Below are 15,144 nucleotides of genomic sequence, written 5' to 3'. Positions count from 1 at the left end.
CTATGACGTGCGGTGCTGAAACGCGTCCTCTTCCGGTGACGCGGAACCGTAAGGCGCAGAAGCGGAAACTCGGCTACCAACCACGCCGCTCCTGCGCTGTCCACAACCGCGAGGTGTGAACAATGCAGACGCTAGACGATGACAAGCAACCATCGCCAGTGGGGGTCACCCGCTCGCGATGCTCCGACTGCAAGCGCTTCGCTCGGCTGCTGCCTGGCGAAACCAAATGCGCCCCCTGCTTGGGCGCGTTGCCGCTGGATCTCTCGGCTGTGCTGGGTGGTGGTCGGCGATGACCTCTCCCGGAATGCTCGTGATCGCCCTGGCCGGCCTCGGACTCGGCGTATGGGTTCTGGCCAAGATCGGCCGCGCGCTGGCGTCCATGGCTGAGCTGCTGACCGCCATGGTTGTCGTGTTCGTGGCCCTGTGGTGGGCATGCAAGGTCGTGTTCTGGCTGTTCTCCCAGGTTGTGATCCACTGGCGCACCTCGTTGACCGTGATCGCGGTCTATCTGTGGTGCGTGTGGGTCGGCTGGGTCTGGCTCGTGGTCAACCTCGTCGGCCTGGCGCTGCTGCTCGGGGTGTGGCGGCTGTTCGACGTGACCTCGTTCGACCAGTGGTGCGGCCGGCCGTTGCGGTCGTGGTGGCTGCGCTGGGCCGTCTATCACCTCAAGCTCCCGGGCTGGTTGCACGCCTGTGGCCTGAGCGTCCGGGACGCGGCGCTGCCGGTTGAGGTCACCGTGAACCTGGTCGGTCGTCGCAAGGCGTCTCGTGCGACAGCTCGGCAGTCCGGGGTGCAGGTGCCCAAGGTTCTCGGCGTTCGCTCCGGGCCGTCCTGGGATGAGGTCCGGGTGCAGCTCGTGCCCGGCCAGAAGCCCGAGGACTTCGACGAGGCTGCCCGTGCCCTGGCCTCGGCGCGGAACGTCGCACGCTGCCAGGTACGGGAGCTGAAGCCGAACGTGGTCTCTGTCGACTTCCAACGCCGGGACCAGCTGGCAGCGCTCGTGCACTCCCCCGCGCTGTCTGAGGGGCAATCCGCGGTGGACCTCCGCAAGGTGTGGGCCGGTAGGACCGAGTACGGCCACGACTGGCGAGTCCCGCTGCTCGGCTCGGGCGCGCACTGCCTGACGGCCGGTGCATCTGGTGCGGGCAAGAACTCCGTGATGTGGTGCCCGCTCGTGTCGGTGGCCCCGGCGATCCGCTCCGGTCTGGTGCGCATGTCCGGGATCGACCCCAAGGGGATGGAGCTGGCTTACGGACGGGGGATCTTCGCTCGCTATGCGGTGTCGGGGAAGGACGCGCTCGAGGTGCTTGACGGGCTGGTGGAGGAGATGGAATCTCGCAAGCGTGAGTTCGCCGGCCGCGTCCGCACGATCCCGCTCTCGACCGAGTACCCTTTGGAGCTGCTGGAGTTCGACGAGATCGGTGCCCTGACCAAGTACACCGATCGCAAGACCCGTGAACAGATCGTCGAGCGCGTGGCGCTGCTCAACACGCAGGGCCGCGCGCTGAACATCTCGGTACGCGGGTACGTCCAGGAGCCGACCAAGGACACCGTCCCAGTCCGGGAGCTGTTCACCCGCCGCGTCTGCCTGCGGGTGACCTCGAAGACGCACGTCGGCATGGTCCTCGGCGACGGCGCGTACGAACGTGGCGCGTGGGCCAACCGCATCGGCGACTCCGAAGCCGGGGTCGGGTTCGTGTGGGGCGAAGGCATCCGCGAACCGCTGCGTATCCGCGCCGGGTGGGTGTCGGACGAGACCGTGAAGGCGCTGGAGCAGTACGTCACCAACGGCGGCGTCGCTCGGCCCGTCCTCGGCGGCGAGGGGGCGGCGGCGTGAACCGGCTGATGGTCTTCCTCGACACGATCCGCGATCACCTCGACCTGCACCAGCTCCCGCCCGTGGCGGCGCTGACTGTGCGGACCTGGTCCGATCCACTCACGGTCCAGCTCGACACTCATCGACTGCCTGACGTTGCCGGGGCTCTGTTGACCTGGGCGAACACGCTCGATGACGTGTCGGCCTCGCTCTGGCGGGTTCATGACGGCGACTCGGTGCATCTGTCGGTCGTCGGTCGGACGCCGTGCGGCATTCCGGTGCACGTCTACGGCGGCGTTGCGTACGACTCGGCGGTGTTCCCGGACCTGCCCGCAGGCCAGCGGCAGGACATGCCTGTGTTCCAGCTTCGGCAATGGACCCGCCCCGGGGAGGTGGCTGCCTGATGACGGACCAGGTACAGACCCAGCCGGCCGGGACCCGGGCCGAACGGATGCGGTCACCGCTGGCTGCCGACGTGATCCGGGCGACGGCGGAGAAGCACGGCGTCTGCGTCCGGCCCTTCACGATGGAGGTCGGCGACACCGAGACCGGCGAACTCCGGTATGTCCCCGTGCCCTGCGGCTCCACAGTGGAATCGGTCTGCCTACCCTGCGCCCGGAAAGCGAAAGCGCTTCGGCAGGCGCAGTGCCGCGAGGGCTGGCACATGACCGAAGAACCCAGCCTCGCCGCCGAGCCGCCGTCGGAGGATCACAAGGAGTTGCTGACCTACCGCGCCGACCTGGTCGCGGCCTATCGGGAGGTGGTCGAGCACGACCAGGCGGAGGCGGAGGAGCTGCGGGAGGAGGTCGCCGGGGTTGATGCGGAACTTCGGCAACTCGGGATGCGGGGCCGGCTGCCCGCCCTCGACGTCCCGACCAAGCGGGCGGTGAAGCGGTCGACCAAGCGGCGGCAGGACGCTCCGAACCTGCCTCGGCAGAAGGTCGCGAAGACGACGGTCGGACGGGAGTACGCGGGGAAGTTCCGACCGTCGATGTTCGTCACGCTGACCTGTGACACCTACGGCCCGGTCCGTGATGGGGCACCGGTCGACCCGGCCCGGTACGACTACCGGCGGGCCGCTCGGGACGCGGTGCACTTCTCGGCGCTGGTGGACCGGTGGTGGCAGAACCTCCGCCGGGTCGTGGGTTGGGATGCGCAGTACTTCGCGACGGTCGAGCCGCAGAAGCGGACGGCTCCGCACCTGCACGCGGCGATCCGCGGGGCGATCCCGCACGACGTCATCCGCCAGGTCACCGAAGCCACCTATCACCAGGTCTGGTGGCCCAACCACGACCAGGTCGTCTACGTCGACCGGCTGCCCGTGTGGGACGGGGACACGCGGATGTTCCTCGACCCGGACACCCGCGAGCCGCTGACCGCCTGGGATGACGCGGTGGACCAGGTCGAGGACCCGGCGCATGTCGTCACGTTCGGGCGGCAGGTGCATTCGAAGGGCATCCTCGGCGGCACGGAAGAGGCTGGCCGTCACATTGGCTACCTGACCAAGTACCTCACCAAGTCCACCGGCGAGGTCGTCGAGGCGGACACGGCCCGGCTGCGTGATCACCACGACCGGCTGCATGCCGAGCTGTCGGTGACGCCGTGCTCGCCGCGCTGTGCGGTCTGGCTGCTTTACGGGGTGCAGCCCAAGGGTGCGAGCGGCAAGACCACGCCGGGGCACTGCAAGGGACGGGCTCATCGGCGGACCACGCTCGGGCTGCCCGGGCGTCGGGTGCTGGTGTCGCGGAAGTGGTCGGGCAAGACCCTCGACGACCACAAAGCCGACCGCAAGGCGTTCGTGCAGCAGGCGTTGGCCGCGATCGGGATCGAGAAGCCACAACCCGACCAGGCCCGGCTGGTGTGGCGGAAGGTCGAGCCCGGAGACCCGCAGGTACCGCCCCGGCCGCATCTGGTCATGCGTGCGATCGCCGAGCGGATCACGTGGAAGGCCGAGTACGACCGCGCACTACTCGCCGCCGCCGGACCGCCAGGGGACGGTCCGGAAACTTCGGCAACTCAGCTCGCGGCTTGATCTGGAGGGGGAGACATGAACGACTACGTGGGGTTCAGTCGGTTGTGGACGGTCGAGGACGTCTCGAACTACCTCGGTGTACCGGTGTCGACGCTGTACCAGTGGCGGACCAAGGGCTACGGTCCGGCCGGCCGTCGGATCGGCAAGTACGTCCGGTACCGGCCGGAGGACGTCAGTTCGTGGGTGGACCAGCTGTCGGATGAGGTGGCGTGATGCCTCGTCCTCAGTTGGAGATCGGGACGTACGGGGAGATCCGCTATTCGGCAACTGCGAAGGGCTGGCGGGCTCGGGCGCTCTTCCGCGACTTCGACGGTCAGACGCGAGAGGTCGAGCGCTCGGGAAAGACGAAAGGTAAGGCGGCACAACGACTTCGAGACGCGTTCCTCGACTGGACGGGCTCGACGACCGGTGAGATCACCCGCGAGACCCGCCTCAAGGATCTCGCCGACGTGTGGATGGAACAGGTCCGGCAGGACGTCAGGGAGGGCATCAAGTCGCCGACGACCATCAACACGTACGAGTCCGTTCTCAAGCGGCACGTGATCCCGGGGACGGGTGAGCTGCGGGTGCGGGAGGCGACCGTGATGCGGCTGGATCGGTTCCTCGGCGCCCTTCAACGGACCGTCGGGGCGTCGACCGCCAAGACCGCGAGGACGGCGCTGTCGGGGATGCTCGGCCTGGCCGCGCGGTACGACGCGATCGACAGCAACCCGACGCGGGACACCCGGCGCATCCCGAAGAGCAAGAAGAAGCCTCGGGCCCTGGACGCGGAGGAGCGCACGAAGTGGTTGGCCCGCGTCGAGGCCAGCGAGAAGGCTCAGCGCTGGGACCTGCCGGACTTGTCGCGGTTCATGATGGCGGCGGGCGTCCGGGTCGGTGAGGCGCTGGCAACGTTCTGGGAGGACGTCGACTTCGTCGAGGGCACGATCGACATCACGCACACGGTGGTGCGGGTCAAGGGTGAGGGCCTGCTCCGCAAGCCTCGGCCGAAGACGGAGTCGAGCATGCGAGCGCTCCCCCTGCCCTCCTGGGCGCTGGCTCTGCTGGAGCGGCGGTGGGCTGAGGCGAAGGCGGACGGCCGGCCACTGTCTAGCCCGATCTTCGCCAGCACGACCGGCACCCTGCGGGACCCGAACAATGTCCTGCGGGTGCTCCGGGAAAATCCGGGGATCCGGCGACTTCCTGTGGCTGACGTCGCACAACTTCCGGAAGACCACGGCGACTGCCCTCGACGACGCGGGCGTCCCGACGCGGCTGATCGCTGATCACCTCGGCCACTCGCGGGTGTCGATGACACAGGACACCTACCTGGGCCGGAAGACGGTCGACCCGATCACGGCGCAGGCCCTCGAAGGGCTCCTAGATAACCCGTCTGACGCCAACCCTGGAACTCGATCTTGATCGGTGACGATTGATAGGCCGCCGACATGGGGAGTTGAGCGGGTCCCACCTGAGCTGGACACGTCTTCATGTCAACAGCCAGTCGAGCTGGTCGACACTTTGCCGCTGCTTGTTGATGAATTCCTGGGCACCTACACACCTACATGAGTGGGAGGTCGTCAAGAGTCAACACAAAATGTGAGACAAGTCACTCGAACGGGTGCACTTGCTTCTCCGTACTAGCCCATAGGGCTTCGAGTGCTAGTGGTCGATCTTCGTGACAACTAGACTACCGAGGGTAAGTTTCACAGCGCGACCGACAAGGGGAGGCAGTGTACCGCCAATGAGTCCAATCTCAAAGAGTGGACACATGCCTCGAATGAGTGAAGTTGTGCAACTGATACGTCCCTTTGGGTGATCTCAGGCATAATCGAAACAAGCCCTGTGCGTCCAGCGACCTGTCTGTCAACACCGAAGGGATGGCAGCTCGTTGGGTGGCATCAAGGACGAGATCAACAAACTCCTTGACGATCTACGAAGTCAAGGCTGGCGGACGACGAAGGGGAAGAAGTACTGGAAGTGCAGGTGTCCGTGCGAGAAAGAGCACTGGAAGACCGTGCATCTCAGCCCTTCCGACCCTAGATATATGAAGAACCTTCGGGGACAGTTGAAGCGAACGACCTGCTGGAAGGAGGGTGGAAGATGACGCGGTACTACGTTGAGATAGGATGCACGGTTCGAAGTGCGTCGGGGGACCTTGAAGATCACTTCAGTGAAGTGATGGATGCGCTCCTTGAGGAGCCAGGCGCGGTTGACCCCGACATCTCCGCTGAGCTAGCCACAGGAAATATCGCGCTGGCCATGAGCGTGGACGCAGAGACTGACCGTGACGCACTGAGCAGGGCTCTTGTCGTAGCACGGTCTGCAATCCACAAGGCTGGTGGTTTCACTCCAGACTGGACTGATCGCCCCCACGAGGGCAAGTTCTTCGTTACCGCCGACGGCTTCGATGCGCGAGTTCGACCGGTCGGCGCCAACGCTTGCTAAGGCCTGCAACGAACCCGCACCACCTTGGAACTGAGGTTGGGTGCGGGTTTGTTTGTATTGGGGAGGTTCTGGCCCCAAGTGCGAACCTTTGGCATCTCGGACGCAGTCTGTGCACTCAGTCAGCCATCCCGGAGAACCTATCGTCCGGCAAGGACATCCCTTGGTCGGCATGACATTCGCCCTGCCGGCGGGGTTGCTGGGTCGACCGCGGGCGACCGCGGGACCGGGCGCCTGCTCGCATGCCCCGAGCTGGCCCTCGACCACGGGTCAAGCGCCGTGCACGGCGGCCTGAGGCCGCCTTGAATGCACCTCTCGGATAAACCGTCCGCCCCAAGACCGGGGATAACCCGGGGAGCCGATCTTGACCGGCTGCGACCGATGGGCCGCTGACCAGGGAGTTTGAGTGGGCCGCCTGGGGCTCGAACCCAGAACCTACGGATTAAAAGTCCGCAGCTCTACCAATTGAGCTAACGGCCCGTGCTCCCAGCTTAGCCGGGGCCCGCTCAGCGCCCCTCCGCGGGTGGATCAGGCCGCCTGGAAGGTCAAGACTGGTCTTGGCCGGCGGTGGTGCTCATGATGGCGTCCATGCCTGACAACGCCGGTTCGCTGCTGATCCTCACCGGGCCGCCCGGGGCCGGGAAGTCCACCGTTGCCCAGTTCGTCGCCGCGGGGGCGGCGCGGGCGACCGTCCACCTGCACACCGACAGCTTCTACGTCTGGATCCGGACCGGGTTCGTGCCGCCGTACTTGCCCGAAGCCGCGCGGCAGAACGAGGTCGTGCTCGGTGTGCTCGCCGACGCCGCCTGTGGTTATGCCCGCGGGGGTTATGACGTCGTCCTCGATGGCATCGTCGGGCCGTGGGCTCTTCAGCCGTTCCGCGACGCCGTCGAGCGGGACGGTCTGGACCTGTTCTACGTCGTGCTGCGGCCGAGTCTGGAAGTGACCCTCGCGCGCGGGACCGCTCGTGAAGGCCGGGAGCTCACCGAGGTCGAGCCCATCAAGGGGATGCACGGCGCGTTCGTCGCGCTGGGTGAGCTCGAGCGGTTCGTGCTGGACACCTCCGGACAGAGCGTCGAGGAGACCGCGTCCGCCGTGCGGCACCGGGGCCGCACGGCGGACTTCGCGCTCTGACGCTCCCTTATGGACGGATCAGCACGTCACGTACAGGCCCGTGTACGCCGTGCACTTCTTCGCCGCCGTGTCGTTGGCCGTGTTCGGGTCGGCCGGGGTGCTCGCCGCGCGCTGGGCCGTGGCCGTGAACGCGCCCCAGGCGAGGATGCCGCCCTCCGACGTGAACTTGGCCGTCGCCGAGGCGCCCGGGGCGAGGGTGCCGATCGTGCAGCTCAGCGTCGCGCCGGTCTTGGTGCAGCCGGTCGTCGAGATGACCGAGCGGTTCGCACCCGGGTTGACCGTCACGCGGACGCCGGTCGCCGAGGCCGGGCCGGTGTTCGAGGCCGTGACCACGTAGTCGACGCGGGCGAACACGCCGATGCGCGGGGTGGCCGTCAGCGCGACCTTGACGTCGGCCTTCGGCGCCGCCGTGATCGTGACGGCCGGGCCGTCCTCGACGCCGAACGCGTAGTTGTCGCCCGCGAACTGGTGCTGCAGCGTGAACTGGCCGCCGGTGGCGTCGTCCTTGACCTTGAAGGTGAACGTCACCGACCCGCTCTCGCCCGGGCCCAGGTCGCCGACACCGCCGCGGTAGCTGCTGAAGTACGGCCCGCACGGCGCGATCGAACCGGTGCACGACACCAGGTCCACCAGGTCGACGATCGGCGTTTCCTTGGTGTAGACCGCCGCTTTCGCTCCGGTGACCGTGAAGTCGGTCGGGTTGTAGAGCTGCTCCGTGACCGTGAACGTGTCGCCGGCGTGGAGGCTCGTGTCGCTGACGTCGATCGCGCTGGCGGGCGGGGCCGCGGACGCGACCGCGGGTGCCGCCAGCATGACCGCCGCGGCCAGCGCGGCCAGAACGGCGGCTCTTCGACCGGTTCGCTCCATAGTTTGTTCTCCTGTTTCCGAACCGAAGGGTGCCGCTCCGACCGGTGGGGACTGGTACCGCGCAGCAGGTGACGAAGATCAGATCGCCGCTCCCGAAGATTCGTTACCGGGTCCGCGAAACCGTGTCTGAACTGGGCTTATCGGCCGTTGCCCGGTCACCGGCCGCCGCCGCGAACCGAAATTGTCGTACCCCTCTGGCACGCTCCGCACATGACCGAACACATCGTCTACGGGCCGCGGCTCACCGGTGAGCGCACCGAGCTGACCCAGGTCGCGGGCGAGCTGCAGGCTCTGACCGAGACCGTCGACTACTACCGGCGCACGTTCGAGCTGAAGTGCGCCGGCCTGGCTCCGGCGCAGCTGTCGGAGCGCTCGGTATCACCGTCGACGCTGTCGCTGCACGGGCTGCTGAGGCACCTCACCGGCGTCGAACGGTGGTGGTTCCGGATCCAGTTCGCGGGCGAGGACGTCCCGAACCTCTACACCTCCGATGACGACCCGGACTTCGAGTTCACCGTGCTGGATGGCGACGTCGAAGAGGCGTTCGCCCTGTGGCACGCCGAATGCGAGCGGTCACGGGCGATCGTCGCGGCGAGCACAGTGGACTCGACCGGCACCCGGATCAGCACCGGCACGCCGTTCACCTTGCGCTGGCTGATGTTGCGGATGGTCGGCGAGTACGCGCGCCACTGTGGACAAGCCGACTTGATCCGCGAACGGGTCGACGGCGTGACGGGCGAGTGATCAGGCTTTGCGAGACCGAAGGAGGAGACCGGACACGAGCGGAACGACGATCCAGCAGGCGTAGGCCCACTGCGTGAAGAAGGCGACCGGGATCGACACGGCGAAGGCGGCGATCATCACGCCGGACCCGCGGTAAGTCCTGCCGAAGAGCTCCGGCGGGGTGTCCGTGCGGTACAGGTGGTGACGCTGGATCTGCCAGACCATCAGGAGGAACGCGGACATAGCGATGACCTGCACGATGGCGTAGAAGACGAAGCGGAATTCGAACGCGCCGTCTCCGCCGATCACCTTCGTGGCGAAGGGCATGATCACCTGCATCAGCAGCCAGCTGAAGCTGATCCTGATCAGGCCGGCGTTCACCGTGGTGACGTGCTCGAACAGGCGGTGGTGGGCACGCCAGTGGCCGCCGATGACGGCGAAACTGATCAGGAAGGAGACGTATTCGGACTTGTGATCGCCGAGTGAGCGCAGCAGCTCGGTGCCGGTGATGCCCTCCGGCAGCGGCAGCTCGAGCGCGAGCAGGGTGATGGCGATGGCCACGACGGCGTCGGAGAAGAAGACGAGCCGCTCGGCGGCGAACAACCGTTCCTCGGATGCGGCGGCGGTGTCTTCGCCGGGTGTGGCGTCACTCATGGACGGAGAGCGTGCCAGACGCGACCGGACGACAGCGGCGGAGGTCGACTGACGCGGTCGGTAAGCCACCGTCGCGTCACCGGACGACCTGCCTGGGTGAGGCATGCCCACGCTCTTCGGCTGGGCCGCCTCGGTGAGCCCACTCGCCTCCGGCTGGGCCGCCTCGGTGAGCCCACTCGCCTCCGGCTGACGCGGCTCGGTGGCCCACGCTGACGGCGACTCGCCTTGGTGAGGCGCGCCCGCGGCTTCGGCTGGCTTTGCCCGGCGAGGCACGCTCCCGCCGACGGCTCACCGGCTGGCGAGGCACGCTCTGGCTCTCGGCTCACCGGCTTGGCGAGACATGGCCGCGCTCTCGGCGTACTGGCCTGGCGAGGCACGGCCGTGCCTCGGGCTTACCGGCTTGGCGAGCGACGCTCGCGTCTCGGCTGACCGGCTGGCGAGGCGAGGCACGCTCGCGTCTCGGCTGACCTGCCCAGCGAGGCGAGGCACGGTCGCGCCTTCGGGTGACTGCCCTGCCGGGCGGGAGGTCGGATGCGTGCGATGCTGGCGTTATGACCGTCGACCCCGATTCTGGGCTGTTGTCTCCGGTGCGGGCCGGGACTCCGGCTGAGACGTCGACCGGTGATGAAGCCTGGCTGCGCGCCATGCTCGACGCCGAAGCGGCGCTGGCGAGGGCGCAGGCTCGGCTCGGCACCGTGCCCTCGGCGGCCGCGGATGCGATCACCGAGGCTGCGGGCAACGCTCGGATCGACGTCGTCGAGCTGGCGCGGGGGTCGCGGGCGACTGCGAACCCGGTCGTCGGGCTGGTCAAGGCGCTGACGTCGGCTGTCGGCGCGATCGCGCCCGACGCCGCCGAGTACGTGCATCGCGGCTCGACCAGCCAGGACATCTTCGACACCGCGATGATGCTGGTCGCCGACCGGACGCTGCGTCCCCTCGCCGACGACCTCGACGCCACGGCTGAGGCACTGGCCGACCTGGCCCGTGCGCACCGGGACACGGTCATGGCCGGGCGGACGCTGACGGCGCACGCCGTGCCGACGACGTTCGGGCTCAAGGCCGCGGGCTGGCGCCGGCTGGTGCTGGATGCGGCGGCCCGAGTCCGGCGCGTGCTGGACGGTGGGCTGCCGGTCTCGCTGGGTGGCGCGGCCGGAACGCTGGCGGCGTACGTCGAGTACGCGCGTCTCGCCGACGCCGAGCGTGCTGACGGAGGGCTCGGCAACGGCGGGCATGCCGCTGACGTGCCCGCCGACGATGGACCTGCCGGTACCGGGACTGCCGCCGGTGCGGTGCCGGCCGCTGGCGTGCCTGCCGACGACGGACTCACTGACGCGAGCGTGGCCGGCGCCGGGACTGCAGGCACCAAGCCTGCGGGCGTCGGCGCGGCCGATGGTGGGTATGCGGAGCGGCTGACCGCCGCCTTCGCCGAGGAGACCGGGTTGGCCGCACCGTTGCTGCCGTGGCACTCGCTGCGGACGCCCGTCGTGGACCTTGCCGGTGCGCTGGCCTTCACGGCCGGTGCACTGGGGAAGCTGGCGGTCGACGTCGAGACGCTTACCCGGACCGAGCTGGGGGAAGTCGCTGAGCCGACCGCGGCTGGGCGGGGTGGATCTTCCGCGATGCCGCACAAGCGCAACCCGGTGCTGGCGACGTTGATCCGCTCTGCCGCGCTGCAGGTGCCCGTGCTCGCTGCTGGGGTCACGCAGTCAATGCTGGCTGAGGATGAGCGTTCGGCCGGGGTTTGGCATGCCGAGTGGCAGCTCGTCCGGGAGTGTCTGCGGCTGACCGGGGGTGCTGCTTACACGGCCGTCGAGTTGGCGCGGGGGTTGACCGTGCTGCCTGAGCGGATGCGGGACAACTTGGCGTCGACGCATGGGCTGATCGTTTCCGAGCGGTTGTCGGCTGTGCTCTCGCCGCTACTTGGGAAGGCGGCGGCCAAGGAGTTGCTCGGTGAGGCGTCCCTGCGCGCGGTTCGTGAGGACCGGCCGTTGCGTGAGGTGCTGGACGAGCTGCCCGCGATCACCGGTGTGCTCACCCCGGCGGCGCTCGACGGCCTTCTCGACCCGGCCGGCTACACCGGCGCGGCAGCCACGCTGGTCGACCGGGCAATGGGCGACGGCGAACCGGCGGGCGACGCAGCGGACGCGGGCGGCAAAGCTGCAGCCACGACGGCCGACAAAGCCGCGGGCAGCGACGCGTAATAGCGGACCGCACCTGGTCGCGCAGGCGGGCTCAGGGGCCCGACCTGCGTCGGAAGGTTCGTGAAAATACTTTGAACCGCCTCCGTGGAGTGTCCGTGTAGTGGGTATCAGGCAGCCGCACCGAGCGGCGGACAATCCCAACGGACACAAGGAGAACTTCCATGCTTCGCACGCGCATCGCCGTCTCCGTCGCCGCTGCGGCAGCCGGGCTGGCAGTGCTCACCGCTTGCTCGGGCGCCGAAACCGCACAGCCCGTCATCGCTCCGGCGGCGGCTGGTGGCACCGGCGGCGGCCAGCTGGGCAATGCGGCCCCGGCGTCGAACGAGTCGAAACTCGTCGTCGCCGATGTCGCCGCTGTGGGACAGGTACTGACCGACCAGAACGGCATGACCCTCTACCGCTTCGACAAGGACACGGCCAAGCCGCCGAAGTCCAATTGCGACGGTGACTGCGCCAAGGCCTGGCCGCCGATGCTGGCCACCGGGGACGTGCAGGTTCAAGGCGTCGACAAGAGCCTCGTCGGGAAGGTGACCCGGACCGACGGGACCGAGCAGATCACCGTCGGCGGGTGGGCGCTCTACCGCTACGCCAAGGATGCCAAGGCCGGCGACGCGACCGGCCAGGGTGTCGGTGGCGCCTGGTACGCCTCGAACGCCAAGGGTGGCAAGGCCGGCCAGCAGGCCGCGACCGGGACCGAAGCCGGCGTCGTGAAGCTCAGCGCCACCAAGATCGACGGCCTCGGCGACGCGATCACCGACCAGAACGGCATGACCCTCTACCTGTTCACCAAGGACACCAAGAAGGCCAAGACCTCCGCCTGCAACGGCGACTGCCAGAAGACCTGGCCGCCGGTGCTCTCCAACGGCAAGGTCGAACTGCAGGGCATCGACTCGAAGCTGCTCGGCAGCATCAAGCGCGCGGACGGCACCGAGCAGGTCACCATCGGCGGCTGGCCCGTCTACACCTTCTCGAAGGACCTGAAGCCGGGCGACGCGAACGGCATGGGCGTCAACGGCACCTGGTTCGTCATCGAGCCCGCCGGCTGCAAGCTCGGCACCAACCCCGCGACCGCCGCCACCAGCCAGGCTCCGGCCAGCAGCGGCGGTACGGGGAGCAGCAGCTCCAGCGACTCGGGTGGCTACAGCTACTGACCACCCGAACCCACTGATCTAGTGCGCGAGGCCCGGCGGACGCTCTTCACGAGCGACTTCCGGGCCTTGCTCGTTGCGGTCACGACGCAGGAACGGCCGGCGACGACGGGGCGCCTCGGTGTCCGCGACGGCGACGCGGTCGCGGTCGGCGGCGGAACCCTCGACGACCGGGACGCGTTCGGTCACGCGGTCGTTGTCGGCAACACGGTCGGTGCGCTGCTCGACGACGGTCGGCTCGTCGGCCACCTCGTCTTCCTCGGGCACGAGAATGGTGCGGCGGGCCGGCAGGACGGCGATCAGCAGACCGAGCGCGGCGACACCGAGGTGCAGCCAGGTGTCGGCGGGGCCGAGGTCCATCGGGTTGCCGGCGTTGGCGAAGGGGTTGTTCGAGATGAGGCCGTCGATCATCAGGCCCCACACGAACAGGGCGCCGTAACCGATGAACAGCAGCCAGCCGAACGTCCGGGCGCGGCCCGAACCGAACGCGAGCAGCAGGCCGACCACGCCGGTGACGACGCGGACGAGGCTGGTCAGGGGATTGCCGGAGAACCGCCACAACCCGGCGTCGTGGTGACCGGCGAAGTTCCCGACGCCCGTCCTGGTGAATCCGATGATGCCGACGATGATGAACGCGATCCCGGCCAGTCCGGCCAGTACCTGCGCCGGCTGCAGGCCGCGAACCCGGATGCGTGCGCCTTTCGCGTGAGCCATGACTCCAGTCCTTCCCAGCATGTGGTGACGACTGTCACCGCACCCAGGTACCCCGCGACCACTGTGCGCGAAACGAGGCGAAAACCCCCAGACGTCCGATCACTGGCACCACACCGATGACAACGATGTCGGAAATCGCCGGACCGTCCTCAGTGGACGGTGAACGGCTACTGGTCGGTGTCGGCCAGCGCGCCGCGCGCGCCCGAACGCGGCAACGGCCAGGGCTGCACGCCGCCGGTGGTCTCGACCTGTCGGCCGACCGGGCCGGGAGCCGTGCTGTGCGCGCCGATCCACGCGAGGACGTCGGGGATCTGCGACTTGAAGGTGTTCATGTTGTGGCCGGCATCCGGGATCTTCCACGACGAAAACCGCAGTGGCGGCCGGGCCGCGTTGCGGATCTGGTCGATCGCAAAGCTTTCGTAGCTCTCTTTGTCGCCCGCGATGGCCAGGATGTCCACCGGCGACGGGTGCAGGCGCACGTTCAGCCGGACGTTGTTGGCGTCGTTGATGTCCTGCCGGCCGTGGAAGAGGTCCTCGGTCTCGGAATCGACCTGCGCCTTGTCGTAGCCGCTGACACTGACCGCCTGTCCGTACCACTGCGGGTGCCGGGTCACGAGGTTCATCGCGCAGTACCCGCCGGACGACCAGCCCGCGATCGTCCAGGCCCGGCGGTCGGGCGCCGCGCCGAGCTTCTGCAGCGCCCAGTCCCGCAGGTCCGCGGTCAGGTAGGTGTCGTTCGCGGTGCCATTGACCTCGTCGACGCATTCGGTGTCGTGGCCGACCTTCGGGACGCCGGTCGGGTCCGGCACGATCACCACGGTCGGGGGCAGCACGCGCTTGCCGATCGCCGCGTCCAGCTGCTCCGGCAGGTGGTAGCCGGCGGTGACGACCTCGGGGCCGGACGGGTAGTTCGGGATCCACTCGACCACCGGGAACTTGAGCTCCTTGAAGCCCGCGTCGAAGTACTGCGGCGGCAGGTAGACGGTGACGTCGCGGGTGATCTTGGTCCGGCGCCCGGTCACCTTCATGTGGACGACCGTGCCCTTGCCCTCACGGGCGTGCGCCACCGCGGTGTCCCGCAGCTTCTCGAGGTCCTCGCCGTTCTGCGCCGCCTCGGCGTCGGTGCCCGGCGCGGAGTAGACGCCGGTGCCGAGCAACGAGCCGACCGTCGGGAAGAACCCGCCGATCATGTTGCCCGCCATGCCGGTCGAGACGACCAGGAGGACGACCGCGAGCAGGATCGTCGCGCTGCGCCAGAGCCGTTTGCGCTTCCAGCGGTCCCAGAACCACGGCACCGCGATGATCGCGAGCAGCGTCAGCACGACCACGATGATCATGTTGACCGGCGAGTCCAGCCGGATGCTGCTCAGGTGCATGGGACGGGTCCTTCCAGGCGGGCAAAACGCGCGCCCGGACAACGGGACTCGCGTA

Annotated in this window: 15 protein-coding genes and 1 tRNA gene; 11 read left to right on the top strand and 5 right to left on the bottom strand. The window is 68.3% G+C overall.

All coding sequences use genetic code 11. From position 1 onward, the window contains the following. Positions 1 to 304: 304 nt before the first annotated feature. The 7 genes from OHS58_RS39225 (at position 305) to OHS58_RS39195 (ending at position 6,275) form a co-directional block, all read left to right on the top strand. On the top strand, positions 305 to 1,837 hold the full coding sequence (locus tag OHS58_RS39225) for an FtsK/SpoIIIE domain-containing protein (protein WP_442875491.1): 1,533 nt from the start codon (positions 305 to 307) through the stop codon (positions 1,835 to 1,837). Then, positions 1,834 to 2,220, top strand: coding sequence for a hypothetical protein (locus tag OHS58_RS39220; protein ID WP_328645746.1), 387 nt, complete (start codon positions 1,834 to 1,836; stop codon positions 2,218 to 2,220). Before OHS58_RS39225 ends, OHS58_RS39220 begins: the two co-directional genes overlap by 4 nt. Continuing rightward, positions 2,220 to 3,848, top strand: coding sequence for a replication initiator (locus OHS58_RS39215; RefSeq protein ID WP_328645745.1), 1,629 nt, complete (start codon positions 2,220 to 2,222; stop codon positions 3,846 to 3,848). The genes OHS58_RS39220 and OHS58_RS39215 overlap by 1 nt, the downstream gene beginning before the upstream one ends. A 15-nt stretch (positions 3,849 to 3,863) precedes the next feature. After that, positions 3,864 to 4,061 (top strand): helix-turn-helix transcriptional regulator, encoded by a 198-nt coding sequence (locus OHS58_RS39210; RefSeq protein WP_328645744.1) that lies wholly within the window; start codon positions 3,864 to 3,866, stop codon positions 4,059 to 4,061. Further along, a complete protein-coding gene (locus OHS58_RS39205; RefSeq protein ID WP_328645743.1) occupies positions 4,061 to 5,113 on the top strand; it encodes a site-specific integrase in 1,053 nt (350 codons plus the stop codon). The genes OHS58_RS39210 and OHS58_RS39205 overlap by 1 nt, the downstream gene beginning before the upstream one ends. Continuing rightward, positions 5,010 to 5,249 carry a tyrosine-type recombinase/integrase gene (locus tag OHS58_RS39200; protein WP_328649929.1) on the top strand — a complete coding sequence of 80 codons (240 nt, stop codon included), beginning with the start codon at positions 5,010 to 5,012 and terminating at the stop codon, positions 5,247 to 5,249. The genes OHS58_RS39205 and OHS58_RS39200 overlap by 104 nt, the downstream gene beginning before the upstream one ends. Before the next feature lie 681 nt (positions 5,250 to 5,930). Continuing rightward, positions 5,931 to 6,275 carry a hypothetical protein gene (locus OHS58_RS39195; protein WP_328645742.1) on the top strand — a complete coding sequence of 115 codons (345 nt, stop codon included), beginning with the start codon at positions 5,931 to 5,933 and terminating at the stop codon, positions 6,273 to 6,275. 404 nt (positions 6,276 to 6,679) lie between these two features. On the opposite strand, the gene OHS58_RS39190 is transcribed toward OHS58_RS39195, so the two are convergent. Next, positions 6,680 to 6,752: transfer RNA gene (locus tag OHS58_RS39190), tRNA-Lys, on the bottom strand. Between the two features lie 108 nt (positions 6,753 to 6,860). Between OHS58_RS39190 and OHS58_RS39185 the strand changes: the two genes are divergently transcribed. Then, positions 6,861 to 7,406, top strand: coding sequence for an AAA family ATPase (locus OHS58_RS39185; protein ID WP_328645741.1), 546 nt, complete (start codon positions 6,861 to 6,863; stop codon positions 7,404 to 7,406). An 18-nt stretch (positions 7,407 to 7,424) separates the two neighbouring features. Here the strand turns inward: OHS58_RS39185 and OHS58_RS39180 are convergent, their stop codons facing one another. Next, positions 7,425 to 8,273, bottom strand: a complete 849-nt coding sequence (locus tag OHS58_RS39180; RefSeq protein WP_328645740.1) for a hypothetical protein — start codon at positions 8,271 to 8,273, stop codon at positions 7,425 to 7,427. A 210-nt stretch (positions 8,274 to 8,483) separates the two neighbouring features. Here OHS58_RS39180 and OHS58_RS39175 point away from each other — a divergent pair, with 210 nt between their 5' ends. After that, the gene (locus tag OHS58_RS39175) at positions 8,484 to 9,017 is read left to right on the top strand and encodes a DinB family protein (RefSeq protein ID WP_328645739.1); all 534 of its coding nucleotides are present in this window, start codon (positions 8,484 to 8,486) and stop codon (positions 9,015 to 9,017) included. On the opposite strand, the gene OHS58_RS39170 is transcribed toward OHS58_RS39175, so the two are convergent. Beyond that, positions 9,018 to 9,650, bottom strand: coding sequence for a TMEM175 family protein (locus OHS58_RS39170; RefSeq protein ID WP_328645738.1), 633 nt, complete (start codon positions 9,648 to 9,650; stop codon positions 9,018 to 9,020). Positions 9,651 to 10,201: 551 nt separating this feature from the next. On the opposite strand from OHS58_RS39170, the gene OHS58_RS39165 reads away from it, so the two are divergent. Both OHS58_RS39165 and OHS58_RS39160 read left to right on the top strand, forming a co-directional pair. Next, positions 10,202 to 11,851 (top strand): class-II fumarase/aspartase family protein, encoded by a 1,650-nt coding sequence (locus OHS58_RS39165; RefSeq protein WP_328645737.1) that lies wholly within the window; start codon positions 10,202 to 10,204, stop codon positions 11,849 to 11,851. A gap of 161 nt (positions 11,852 to 12,012) precedes the next feature. Then, positions 12,013 to 13,002, top strand: coding sequence for an SCO0930 family lipoprotein (locus tag OHS58_RS39160; RefSeq protein ID WP_328645736.1), 990 nt, complete (start codon positions 12,013 to 12,015; stop codon positions 13,000 to 13,002). Positions 13,003 to 13,020: 18 nt separating this feature from the next. Here the strand turns inward: OHS58_RS39160 and OHS58_RS39155 are convergent, their stop codons facing one another. Together OHS58_RS39155 and OHS58_RS39150 are read right to left on the bottom strand one after the other, a co-directional pair. Next, positions 13,021 to 13,713 (bottom strand): DUF4383 domain-containing protein, encoded by a 693-nt coding sequence (locus tag OHS58_RS39155; protein WP_326956248.1) that lies wholly within the window; start codon positions 13,711 to 13,713, stop codon positions 13,021 to 13,023. A 167-nt stretch (positions 13,714 to 13,880) separates the two neighbouring features. After that, positions 13,881 to 15,089 carry an alpha/beta hydrolase gene (locus tag OHS58_RS39150; RefSeq protein WP_326945717.1) on the bottom strand — a complete coding sequence of 403 codons (1,209 nt, stop codon included), beginning with the start codon at positions 15,087 to 15,089 and terminating at the stop codon, positions 13,881 to 13,883. Between the last annotated feature and the right edge of the window lie 55 nt (positions 15,090 to 15,144).

The sequence above is a fragment of the Amycolatopsis sp. NBC_00348 genome, assembly GCF_036114655.1.
Classification (GTDB): domain Bacteria; phylum Actinomycetota; class Actinomycetes; order Mycobacteriales; family Pseudonocardiaceae; genus Amycolatopsis.
This window is presented reverse-complemented; position numbering and strand designations above follow the sequence as displayed.